Origin of the sequence: Rufibacter sediminis (assembly GCF_014269285.1) — a bacterium.
Taxonomy (GTDB): Bacteria; Bacteroidota; Bacteroidia; order Cytophagales; family Hymenobacteraceae; genus Nibribacter; species Nibribacter sediminis.
This window is the reverse complement of sequence record NZ_JACOAF010000041.1, coordinates 209,086-221,006: the sequence shown is the minus strand read 5'-3', so window position 1 is coordinate 221,006 and position 11,921 is coordinate 209,086. Positions and strand designations below refer to the sequence as shown.

At 48.5% G+C, this 11,921-nt stretch carries 12 protein-coding genes; 5 read left to right on the top strand and 7 right to left on the bottom strand.

Annotated features, from left to right (window positions below):
- Positions 1-7: 7 nt before the first annotated feature.
- From H7U12_RS17090 to H7U12_RS17070, 5 genes are all read right to left on the bottom strand, one after another.
- On the bottom strand, positions 8-181 hold the full coding sequence (locus H7U12_RS17090) for a hypothetical protein (protein ID WP_206683944.1): 174 nt from the start codon (positions 179-181) through the stop codon (positions 8-10).
- 405 nt (positions 182-586) lie between these two features.
- Complete coding sequence (locus H7U12_RS17085; protein WP_186640262.1) at positions 587-1,504, bottom strand: DUF808 domain-containing protein; 918 nt, start codon at positions 1,502-1,504, stop codon at positions 587-589.
- Between the two features lie 853 nt (positions 1,505-2,357).
- Positions 2,358-3,593, bottom strand: a complete 1,236-nt coding sequence (locus H7U12_RS17080; RefSeq protein WP_255897175.1) for a sensor histidine kinase — start codon at positions 3,591-3,593, stop codon at positions 2,358-2,360.
- Positions 3,594-4,356: 763 nt separating this feature from the next.
- On the bottom strand, positions 4,357-6,177 hold the full coding sequence (locus H7U12_RS17075) for an AMP-dependent synthetase/ligase (protein ID WP_186640258.1): 1,821 nt from the start codon (positions 6,175-6,177) through the stop codon (positions 4,357-4,359).
- Positions 6,178-6,519: 342 nt separating this feature from the next.
- Positions 6,520-6,924 carry a hypothetical protein gene (locus H7U12_RS17070; protein ID WP_186640256.1) on the bottom strand — a complete coding sequence of 135 codons (405 nt, stop codon included), beginning with the start codon at positions 6,922-6,924 and terminating at the stop codon, positions 6,520-6,522.
- Between the two features lie 431 nt (positions 6,925-7,355).
- Between H7U12_RS17070 and H7U12_RS17065 the strand changes: the two genes are divergently transcribed.
- Positions 7,356-7,928 carry a heme NO-binding domain-containing protein gene (locus H7U12_RS17065; RefSeq protein ID WP_186640254.1) on the top strand — a complete coding sequence of 191 codons (573 nt, stop codon included), beginning with the start codon at positions 7,356-7,358 and terminating at the stop codon, positions 7,926-7,928.
- A gap of 648 nt (positions 7,929-8,576) precedes the next feature.
- Here H7U12_RS17065 and H7U12_RS17060 read toward each other — a convergent pair.
- Together H7U12_RS17060 and H7U12_RS17055 are read right to left on the bottom strand one after the other, a co-directional pair.
- Positions 8,577-9,074, bottom strand: coding sequence for a hypothetical protein (locus H7U12_RS17060; protein WP_186640252.1), 498 nt, complete (start codon positions 9,072-9,074; stop codon positions 8,577-8,579).
- A gap of 223 nt (positions 9,075-9,297) precedes the next feature.
- Positions 9,298-9,705 carry a hypothetical protein gene (locus tag H7U12_RS17055; protein WP_186640250.1) on the bottom strand — a complete coding sequence of 136 codons (408 nt, stop codon included), beginning with the start codon at positions 9,703-9,705 and terminating at the stop codon, positions 9,298-9,300.
- A 164-nt stretch (positions 9,706-9,869) separates the two neighbouring features.
- Here H7U12_RS17055 and H7U12_RS17050 point away from each other — a divergent pair, with 164 nt between their 5' ends.
- The 4 genes from H7U12_RS17050 to H7U12_RS17035 form a co-directional block, all read left to right on the top strand.
- On the top strand, positions 9,870-10,097 hold the full coding sequence (locus H7U12_RS17050) for a helix-turn-helix domain-containing protein (RefSeq protein WP_186640248.1): 228 nt from the start codon (positions 9,870-9,872) through the stop codon (positions 10,095-10,097).
- 69 nt (positions 10,098-10,166) lie between these two features.
- Positions 10,167-11,018 carry a DNA/RNA non-specific endonuclease gene (locus tag H7U12_RS17045; protein ID WP_186640246.1) on the top strand — a complete coding sequence of 284 codons (852 nt, stop codon included), beginning with the start codon at positions 10,167-10,169 and terminating at the stop codon, positions 11,016-11,018.
- A 40-nt stretch (positions 11,019-11,058) separates the two neighbouring features.
- A complete protein-coding gene (locus H7U12_RS17040) occupies positions 11,059-11,529 on the top strand; it encodes a hypothetical protein (RefSeq protein ID WP_186640244.1) in 471 nt (156 codons plus the stop codon).
- Between the two features lie 21 nt (positions 11,530-11,550).
- Positions 11,551-11,921, top strand: a 371-nt coding sequence (locus H7U12_RS17035) for a nuclease A inhibitor family protein (RefSeq protein ID WP_186640242.1), incomplete at its 3' end; no start/stop codon positions are given.

Genomic DNA, 11,921 nt, shown 5'->3' with positions numbered 1-11,921 from the left:
TTAAAGATTAGTCCACCGAAGGTCTGGCTTGGACGGCTGTAGTTTTCACTTTCAGGACCGCTGGTTTCAGGCCCTTGGCTGTGGCCTTGAGGGTGACCTCGCCGGCTTCTTTGGTAGATTGGAGGATGATCTGGGCGAGGCCATTGAACAGTTTCCGTTTCCAGGGGCCGCTGGAGGTCACGATCTGGATGGTCCCCTTTCAGGTTGGCAACGGGCACGGTTTAGATCCTGGCCAGGAACTTCTCTTTCTCCAGCGAAGTAGGAAATGAAGGGCATGAGTGGCATTATAAAGCTGATTTAAACCTGTTTTGCTGAAACGACCGCCAGAACGGACATCGTAAAGAAAACTGTTTAGGACCTCTTTTCCAGAAACAAGCCCTAAAACGTGCATCGGGAAAACCCGCTTTGTTTTACAACCGGGACGGTGTCCAGCGGAAACAGCTTGCTGAAGGTGCTAATTCAGAAAGAAAGCCGCCTCAAGTAGTAATAAGGTGGCTTTCTTCCTGGAGAGAACCAGAGGATTTCCTCTGAGGAGAATATAGCGTCGTTTAGCCAAAAGGCCGCAAAACTGCGTCGTTCTTCGGCCCTAGCCTTTGATGAATCTGCGCACCAAGCGCACGATCTGATCGATCACCGCGCCCAGAGCCAACCCACCAATGCCACAGGCCACGGCTTTCGCCAGCCAGGCCAGCGCGGGGATATTGGCTAACGCATGCTCCAGGTCGTGGAGGGCGTGGCTCGTGAACGGGATTCCGTGGGCGATGATTTCCGCCCCTACCCACAACATGGCCGCCGTGCCCACATACCCGAGTATCTTGAGGAAGTGCGGCATGAAGGTGACAATGCCTCGGCCCATTTTCCGGACCTGCGGATGTTGTTTCTCTTTGGCTAGGTGCACGCCTATGTCATCGGCTTTCACCACCAATCCCACAAAGCCGTACACCGCCACCGTGATGAAAACCGCCACGCTAAACATCACCACAATCTGGTTGGTCAGGGCACTGTCTGCCACCGTGGAGTACGTGATGGCCACGATTTCCGAAGAAAGGATCATGTCGGTACGCACGGCTCCCTGGACTCTTTCCTTCTCCAGTTCCTCGGGGGTGATGACTTTCACCTCATCGGCGCCGTGGGCGTCCTCCTCGTGCTTGCTGAACATGGAATGGACTTTTTCATATCCTTCATAGCACAGGTACGCCCCGCCCATCATCAGAATAGGAGTAATGGCCCAGGGCGCGAAAAACCCGAGCAGCAGGGCCGCCGGACTTAAGAGCAGCACTTTGTTGATGAGTGATTTCTTGGCGATCTGGTAAATGATGGAAAGCTCCCGCGAGGGGTCCAGCCCCACCACGTATTTGGGCGTCACGGCGGTGTCATCAATCACGATGCCAGATACTTTGCCCGTGGTCTTGGCCACCTGGGCCGGCACATCATCCAAGGTTGCCGCGCTTACTTTCACCAAGGCAGCTATATCATCCAATAACGCAAGAAGTCCTGAAGCCATTCTATTTTCAATGAATATGAGGTAGATCTATTTATTTGCTCTTTTGGGGAGCGTTCTGACTGAATACGGCACAATTCATCCAATGGCGAATATTTAAGGCAGGCCTGCTCTTTTCAACAACTTCCCGTTTGAGCGAGTTAATGGTTTGCTCACTATTGGGAACAGGCATTTCTTAGATTTACGCAGGTCTGGATTTCCGTCACGTCTCGGAACTTTCTGCTCACCGGGTGAAAATACGATGCACCGGAAATTGCTGGTTTTGGACCGTCAGTACTGCGTTCTTTCCTGTGCCATCGTCCTGTGCACATTGCGTTTATCTCCCGAAACACCCGCTTACCTGCCATAAAAAGCCCGAAGAACGACACGAGTACGCAACCGCAACACGCCTGTCTAGCGGTAATATTACGAATAAGTCCTTTATGTGACACATAATCTGAGAAGAAGCCGCAGCTGTCCACCAGAAGCTATTGCTGAAGCTGGAGTCAACATCTTGATAGGCAAAGGAGAAAGTTAGTTCAAAAGCCAGAAGCTTTGTGGCAGCCGCACCCGAGTGGGCAAGCTTTGCAGGCCGTTGCGGAGGAAAAATGGTGGCTGGAACGTGGCGCAATAGATAAACCTGGCGCTCTGGCCTTTCTTCCAATGATTCAGGTTTTGGGCCTGGTTTCATGAAAACAGGCCCAAAACAGTTTTAGGACTGCCCTGTTGCGCATCCTTCCGGCGATATGCTAAAAGTGTTTGACAGCGGCAGTCATGGCTTACCCGCAAGCAATAGCTTTCGCAGGATTAACCCCGAATCTTACTCAGGCGGATAGAATCCAACGGAAAGAGAGAAGCTTTAGGGAAGCACTTTTGGCTATTCTCCAGAGAGGTGGATCAGAAAACGGGTGCCTTTGCCAATCTGACTGTTGACGTCTATGCGTCCGCCCATGGAATCCAGGTGCGACTTCACCAGGAACAGCCCCATGCCGCGGCCTTCCGAGTGGGCATGGAAGCGTTTGTACAGCTTGAACACGTTGTTGCGGTTCTTCTCCATATCAAAGCCAGACCCGTTGTCCAAAAAGAGGATGGCGGTATCAGAGGCAGTTTCTTTCCGGCACGTGATGCCCACTTCCAGCCGACGCCCCTCGGCCCGGTACTTGATGGAATTAGACAGTAGGTTGGAAAAGATGCTGTACAGGTACGCTTTGTTGACGTGTACCGTCAGGCCGTTGGGGATGTCAATGTTGACGGTGGCGCCCACCTCCCGGAGTTGCTCTTCCAAAGCCGACATGGCCTGCAGGATTACTTCCTTGATTTCCACCTTTTCCCGCCCCACGTTACTGTGCCGGTCCCTGATGCTCAGAATGGTGTTCATGTCTTTCAGCACCGCATCCATCCGGTAAAGGCTCAGCCGGAGGTACGAGAGCGATCGGTCAAAGGCGGTCGAGTTCCGGTCAGCGGTGGAGAGCATGCTCGCCAAACCTATCGCATTGGCGATGGGGCTGCGCAGGTTATGCGACACGATATAGGTGAACTGCTGCAGGTCGCTGTTTTTGCGGTGCAGGTCCTTAGTTAGTTCAGAAAACTCCATTTCGGTTTTGTCCGCCTCCGTTCCCTTTGGCAGCTCAGCAGCGCCGGTTCTTTCCGGGAATGCTTCACGGGAGGTTTCTGCCGGCTTCTGCTCACTGCCCGCAGTTCTGCGCCCGTAGTTGGAAAGGCCCGTAATGTCACGCCCCACACAGAACATCAGCCCCTCATCCGCACACCAGGCCGCCGACCACAGGATACGCACCTCCGAACCGTCTTTATGGATAAACCGGTTCTCCAGATCGCGCCGCCGGAAACCACTGGAGACAACCCGCAGCGCCATCTGGGTTTCAGTCAGATCCTGCGGATGCAGTAATTCTGTGTAATGCCGCCCTTCCAGTTCCCAGGCTTTATACCCCAACATACCGGCACAAGCCTCACTCGCGAAGGTGTAAAAACCATCCGCATCCAGGGTACAAAACAGGTCTAAGGACAACTCCGCCATCTTTTCCCAGTTACAGCGGCTTTCAACCTTTCTGATTTGAGACTTTTCAAATGGTGGAGTTTGTAGTTTTAATTGCATGACATCCTTTTTAGATTCATGAATATACAAGAAAATTACTACAACACAATATGTTTTATAAATTTCAATAGAGATTTTTATACATAATAGTGATATAAAAATCCATTCGTTTATTTCCGCATTGAGAAGTTGGACCATTTCAATGGAAACGGCACCAGTTAAAAGATCTACGGCTTATACAGGAGCTATCCTCTGGCAGAGAGCAGAGCCGTTGAGTTTTATTTCAATGGTCTGAATCCTTCAGTAAGACAATGTCTTTGCTGCCTATCTTCAACCTGACGGTTCACTGAAGTGGCAAACCTCAGCTCATATTGGAGATAAGTTGGAAACTTAAACCAGCTATAGTTTTAGATCATAACAGCCCTTTCTGACAGAGAGAAAGCAAAAAAAAACCGCTTACCTTTAAAAGGTAGGCGGTTTTTAGCCCGGGGACAGTTGGGGGCTGTTTTCCCGGAAACGCTTCAAACATTCACTCTTCAGAGCGCAAGCGGATAAAGATGCATCAGCTTGAAGACTTTTTAAATGCTACTTGAGATGATTTTACGCCCTACTTTTCAAGAGGTTGCGCGAGGCTTCACTTTTTCTCAAAAAAATTTTCGCAACTAGAATTGAGCCCGCTTCGCCCTACCTCCCAATGTCTTGCTAACGGCCGATGTCCGGCTTACTCCCCTTTCCTTCGGTGCCGAACTTACTTCCCCAGGAAGACGCGCTACGTTCAGGGCACCAGGCGTTTTCAGCCTGGTTTTCAGAAAAGGCCCGTTTTCTAAGAAGGCTTTAGAAACGAAGAATTCACCTCCTTGTACATCGTCCCGATGAGCTCTTTGTACTTCTCGATAATTGCTTTGCGCTTCAGCTTGAGGGTGGGCGTGAGCTCCCCGTTTTCAATGGTCCAGCGGCAAGGCATCAGCACGAATTTCTTCACCTGCTCCACCGGGTTGAAGTTCTTGTTATGCTGGCTGATGGCTTCCCCAATGAGGGCTCTGATCTGCTTGTCCTGCGTGATGGCCTGGTCGCCGGGGTACGGCTTTCCCTGGCTGGTGTACCACTCCTGCAACGCCTGGAAAGCGGGCACCACCAGGGCACCCACAAACTTCTGCTGCTCGCCCACCACCATGATCTGCTCAATCCAGTCGCTTTCCACCATCTTGTTTTCAATGGGCTGCGGAGCCACGTACTTGCCGCCGCTGGTTTTCAGGAGCTCTTTCTTGCGGTCGGTGATCTTGAGGAACTTGCCATCCACCAGCGTCCCGATATCACCGGTGCGCAGCCATTCTCCGTCCATCACCTCGGCGGTCAGGTCCGGGCGTTTGTAGTACCCCAGCATCACATTGTCTCCCTGGCAGAGGATCTCGCCATCCGGGGCAATCCGGACCGCCACTCCTTTCAGCAAGGGGCCCACGGTCCCGAACATCCGGTTCTGCTCGGGATAGCGGTTCCCGCTGATGATGGGCGATGCCTCGGTGAGGCCATAGCCCTCCTGGATGACAATTCCGGCGGCGGTAAACACCTTCAGCAACCGTATCTGGCAGGCAGCCGCCCCGGTGATAATCGCTTTCACCTCGCCGCCCAGCGCCTCGCGCCACTTACTGAAGATCAGTTTGTCTGCCAGGGCCAGTTGCAGGCGGTAACTCAGAGAGAGCGGCTGGTTGATTTCGTAGCGCTCAGCGAGCTGGAGGGACCAGAAAAACAGGGACCGCTTGATACTGGTCAGTTCCCGGCCCTTGGCCAGAATGCCCTCATAGACTTTCTCCAGCAGGCGCGGCACGGTGGTAAAGAGCGTCGGCTTTACCTCGCGCAGGTTCAGGGCTATTTTTTCCTGGCTCTCTGCGTAGTAGATGGCCATGCCCGAGTAGATGAGGCAGTACGTCGCCATTCGTTCAAAGGCGTGGTTAAGCGGGAGGAAGCTGAGGGCGCGCTTGCCTTGCACGCCAATCTCCTGGATGATATCGGCGCTGCCGAACACGTTGCTCACAATGTTGCGGTGCGACAGCATGACGCCCTTGGGAGTGCCGGTTGTGCCCGAGGTATACAGAATGGTGGCCAGGTCCGTCTCTTGCACCAGCTCGCGGCAGCTTTCAATTTGCTCTTGGCTGGCGGCATCTACGGCTAGCGGCAGTTCAGACCAATGCGATGCTCCCTCCACGGGTTGGAAGGTGTAGATGGCCTTTAGCTCGGGGAGTTGGGGCTGCAGGCTTTTCAGTTTCTCATACAGCGCCGCGTCTCCCACAAAAGCCATCTTTATGCCGGCATCCTGCAGGATAAACTGCAGCTCGTTTTGGTTGATGTTTGGGTAAACCGGTACTGAAACGGCGCCCACCTGCTGAATGGCCAGATCCACCAGCATCCACTCGGGGCAGTTCTGGCTGATGATCGTTACCTTGTCTCTCCCTTCAAGGCTGCCATCGCCCCGGGAGATTCCCACGGCCAGCAGACCGGCACTGAGTTGGTTTACTTTCTCCTGGACTTCACCAGTGCTGTATTTGCGCCACTCCCCGTTTTCTTTGGCGGCCAGCATGTCTTCCAGCGGATAATTCTCCAGCTGGTAGGCAAGGCAATCAAACAGCCGCGTTGGCTCTTTCCTCATATTCCTCTTGTTTTAACATCCGGTTAAAAACCTACCGGACACGCCTTGTTTTACGCTCTTCTTCCTAAAATTAAGCCAAAAACAACATTCCTGCGCATCCTCTCCGGGCTGGAGAGACGAAAATTGTTCAATTGGTTAATTCCGCTCAAACCAAGGAAGCGCTTGAAATACTGTAAATCCTTACAAGACAGAACGGTGGTTACCGCAGGCTGGTTTTCTTCTGCTCCCGCAGCTTATTAAAAGGAGAAGACCCCGAAAGGAGAAAAAACGGATGGGAAATGGGGGAAACGCAAAGAGAGAACTTTGCCCTAGTGGGGCAGGATGGCTACTGATGGCCTTTTATCAGGATAGTTCTTCTTTCAGCCACTCAAGGGCCGGCTCCACCTCGGTGAAGCTCTGAAACTGGATGGAGCTGGGGCTCTCCTTGAACACCTTCTTCACGACGTGCTCCCTGAAAAAGCTGGAAGACGTCACCCGGGCAATCTTCTGAACCCGGGTAGAGCACAAGTTCTTGACGAATTCTGAGATGACCGGCACAAACGCCTCTTCCTGCACCTCGGCCTGGGCATCGCTGGCGTTGAAGAGCAGCCTTTTGATGTCATAGTTTCTTGCATTCTCCACGATGATGCCAAACGACCGGCTGATCTCCGGAATCAGGATATCTTCCATGGGCGGCAGGCTGACCGTCAGAATGTCTGTCCCGGGATCGTAATCCAGTATAAGAAATCCGCTATTGTAAATGATCATGGACGAAGTGGTTTGGCTGTGATAGCAAACGCTACTTGCAGGGTCTTCGTTACAAACTGAGCTTACAAGCCGCAGCTGCGGGAACAATATCTAGTCTGGAAAAGGAGGTTGCAGCGGTGATTTTTTCATCGGCAGTTTCTACTTCCGGGAAAGTTTCACAGAGAATGGATGGCTCAAGACCCAATCACAAGTGATACCCAAATGCAGAACAACTTTGTGATCAATCTGGCAAGCTTGCCCCGCTCATTTCTCTCCAGGAAAGCCTAGCTATCTGAGCGTTTGCCCATCTGTTCTTTCGAATCTGCTTCCACTACCTCGTTCCGCTTTATGCCTTTATGGATGAAGCATTTGCCGGGGCGCACCCTCCGGAAACCGGGTGTTTTTTATTCGCGGAAAAACGTTTATTTTGATAACGAAATAACTCCGGCCCAATGGAAGCAGAGACAACTACGCAGGATAAGATGCACGGCTCCATGTTCGTGCTGCTGGAGCACTTTGTGGAAAGCACCGGTGGCGCCGGTGCCTGGACGAGATTACTGGAGAAAATTGGCATTGACCATGCTCCCTACCAGATGCAGGAGATGTATTCCACGGACGAACTGTTCGCCCTAGTAGGCCAAGCCGCGGAGGATGCGGGCATTTCGCCCTATGACTTCATGGAGCAATACGGCGAGTTTCTCGTGCCCGACTTGCTGATGGGCTACAGGCGGTACATCCGCCCGGAGTGGCGCACCTACGAAATGCTTCTCCACACCGAGGAAGCCATGCACGGGGCAGTCAAAAAGGAAGACCCAAGAACTTCTCCCCCCAAGTTAGTGGTGACCCGGCAGAGCAACCAACGGCTGATTATCGAATACTACTCCAAGCGCCGCATGGCGGGCGTGGCGGTGGGCATCATCCGGGGCATTGCCAAATACTACCGCGAGGAGGACAGAGTGAAGGTCACCCGCATGACCGAACCCCACGCTGAAACCGTTCAGATACTGGTAGACTTCAAGTCATAACCTACGGGAATAGACTCCTAGCGAAGCTTGGCCCCTAACTTTCCTTTCCCATTGAACCTGTTTAGCAAAGAAACAGCGATTAGCTTTTACCCTTGCTATGTGCTCTCACCAGCAAGTAGGAGGGCTCCTGTGCTTTGACGGTTGGTGAGAACACCAACAATGGCGGCTAGTCTCGCCTCCTTTCTGCTTTACTAAACAAGCTTATTGTCTGATCTTATAGCAGGATAAGCCAATCCACTTTTGTTGCAGGGCTTTTCCTGTGCCTTTTTGCCAAAAGGCCCCAAAAGCAGTTTTCAATGCTTTAAACCTACGTCAGCCGCCAGTTCAATTCAGCTGTGTACAGACTTCCATAAGGCTGAAGTCTATTTCAATCCGCTTGAAAATGAAAGCTGAATTAGGTTTGCAGGGGTTGATGGACGCCAGCATCTAACCTGATTGACGAAAACAAAAAAGCTCCACAACTTTCGTTATGGAGCTTTTTCTACTTCTCAAGCAGAGAGAGAGGGATTCGAACCCCCATAAAACCCTCTAAATATCAGCGTCTTACAAACTCCACTCTTATCAGGTCACTGATTAGTTCACTACAACTTAATCTATGGCGTGTGTCTATTGGTTATAAGTTTAAACTCGATACTCAAAATTAAGTGGTTAATGACTAAGATTCACCATGGTACCATCGCTAAAGATAACTTTACTGATAACAAAGTATATACTTCCTGAAGTCTCTTGGTTAGTTATTCTGAATGAAGCAGAATGTGTAACACCACCATTAATTTTAGCCTTTATTTTCTTTGAGAAGCCTAGCTCTTCTGCATAAACTTCATACGCTTTAATTGATTCCTTAGTATTGTTCTTTACTTTAATCTTTACTGTAGCATTGAAGTCAGCATCATAAACAGTTCTGGACTCTTCAAGTGATATAAGCTTATCAGGGTCTACGCTACCATAAAACCTTTTAAACTCCTCCACTTTCATAGGCTTACCTTGTTTCTGGGGTTCGCCCTGGTTTTCGTTTCCAAGTTGTTCTTCAGTAGAATATTGATTTTCCTCAATTGTCCCATTGGTACTTCCCTGTTTGTAATTAGGGTCAACACAGCTAGCTGTCAAAATGTAGACAGCTACTAATATAAATTGATTCTTCTTCATCTAGATTAGTTTTAAGTTAAGGAAAAGGAAGGAAGTCGTTCATACTAAATATTGGTGTGATGTGCAGGTAAATGACTCTGAAATGCCTGACAGAGGATTTGATATATAATATAAAACCCTCTAATATACTTACTTGAGGGTTTCTTCTAATGTCAGTAAGCTATAGTTGATTCTTAAAGCAAGTCTGAACTAATAGATAAGCCTCAATGCTAAGGTTGCTAATTCATCCACCCCAGCCTGTATCCATGTCTCTTCCTCTAGGGGGCTCTCTGTATTCCCCTCTTTTAATAGGTTCAGAGCCTAAGTTCCTGAACAATGCATATTCATCACCAACATATAAATCAACGCCATCAATATTTTCAACGATGACAAAATCTTTAAATTCAAAACCACTTGCCTCATATTCAATACAGCCCCCAGCATCATAATACTCCTTTAAAAAATCTTCATCAAGATTGTTGTGCGTTTCGTAAGAAACCCTACTGAAATCATCGCGATGGAAGAAAATTGCTTGAGACTTGCCAGGTGTTAGGCCATCGATAGTGCATATGGTGAAATAATATGGCTCGTTATCTACAGGGAATCGATTATCAAGTCCAAAGACCCTTAATTGTGGTTGAATGAGGTTCATTAGCTTATAGTTTTGGTATAATATTTTAGGTTAGTTCTATTGCTATTATAAAGCTTTACACTAATCTATTGTCGAAGGTATGAACTAGGAAATAGCCTTGCATCATATATGGTGTAAAATTATGTGATGTAATATTAAACTCTTATAACATTCAACTTTCGCTCATGATGAGTGAAGCTGAAGTACTAAAAGCTATAGGTGAAAGATTAAAGGCTATTCGCATCCAGAAAGGCTACACAAGCTATGAAGCTTTTGCTTTGGACCATGACCTGGGTAGAATGCAGTACTGGAGATTAGAGAAAGGAGAGGCAAACCTTACTATGAAATCTCTATTGAAGGTGCTTTCAATTCATAACATGACAATACAGGAGTTCTTCTCTGAAGGATTCTAGACCAGTACCCAGAAAACCCTATAAGTCAATCATAGTAAACATGTGAGGTTTAACTTTTAGCTGCCTCCTATGATGAAACGCCTTACCTATCTAGCAATACTAAGCTTCCTTGTCCTTGGCTGTAAAGAAACAGAGATAACTCCTCAGAAGAGCCCAGACCTTCTGCTCAGTGAGCATCTGACGTTTGGCAACCCAAGCAACGCTACCACTGACGTTAATAATGCAAACAACTACTTGATAGAGAAACCCCAGTACTCATTGTCATATAGCAAGGACAGAGGGACACCAAACTGGGTAAGCTGGCATATCACCAAGGATTGGCTTGGTTCTGCTCCTCGTCAGGATGATTTCAGGGAAGACACCTCCTTACCTACAGGATGGTACAGAGTCAATGAGGACAGCTATAGAGGGAGTGGCTTTGACAGAGGTCATAACACGCCTTCTGCTGACAGGACAAAGACAGTGGCAGACAATTCAGCCACTTTCCTGATGATCAACATGATACCCCAGGCTCCAAATAACAACCAGCAGACTTGGGCTAGACTGGAGGATTACACACGCAACCTTGTTCAGGATGGGGACGAAGTCTATGTGATCATGGGGAGCTATGGAGTTGGAGGCATAGGAAGTAGTGGAACGAGAAACTCTCTTGATAATGGCAGGGTAACAGTACCAAGCCAGATTTGGAAGGTAATTGTCATATTACCAGAAGGCAATGATGATGTAAGCAGAGTAACAAACAGTACTAGGGTAATAGCAGTAAATACCCCAAACATCAATACCATCAGCTCTTCTTGGGGCACATACAGAACAACTGTTGATGCGATAGAAGCTGCTACTAGTTATGACTTATTATCTCAACTCACAGATCAAATAGAAGCTGTATTGGAAGCCAAGACTGATAATGGCCCAACCCAGTGATTCTCTTAATATCTTTGTATTAGGTTAATCATTGAATATCATGAGAATTTACGTGCTGCTGCTTCTAGCCACCTTTTTTGTTATTGGTTGTAAAGTGGAGGAGGTTGAGCCAGCCCCTGAGTTACCAAAAACAGTTGAAGAATTAATCCAGGGTGATTGGTTTATAGTGAACGAAAAGTACGAACACTATAACTCATCCAATCAGAAGATTCACGAAGGAGGTGGCATAACGAATCATGGGGAAGCATTTATAACAAATAGGCACTTCAAACAAAACCATTCTACAGGTACATTGAATTCAGGTTTCTACTCAATCTCTGACATCGCTGGTGCCAAGTATATCTACATTGACCACGAGGAAGATGCATCCTCCTCAACGTTCTTGCTCCATATTGTAAATGAAACTGAGATGGTATGGATGAAGGAGTCATATAACCAGCACTATTATAATGGTTCTGGTATGGTTCCTTCAGCTAAGACATTATTCTACATCACCTTCAAGAGGAAATAAATCTACTTTCAAGTTTAAACTATGTCAGATATCCTAGATCAATTACAGATGGCAGCGAGTGGGCTCTGGGTAATTAGTGAAACAGATGCAGCTCTTGAAATAGTTGACCTAGGGAAGGTGGAGCAAGCTGGATTTAGCACTAATAATTTACTCCAAGTATTGAGCTTACCCCCTGACACAGCTATTGAAACGCAGGAGGTCACGTACTTCTTTCGAAACATGACTAAAGCTCGTGAAGGAGCCAGTGAGGAGAAGATTCAGGAGGCCAAGCGTTTCCAAGAATTGGTAGAATTACTTTCAAGGCAATTGAAAGATGTCAAGGCATACAGAATTGGTCAGACAAGAATAGATGCTTATTTGTTAGGGTGGACTAATGATGACCAGTTAATAGG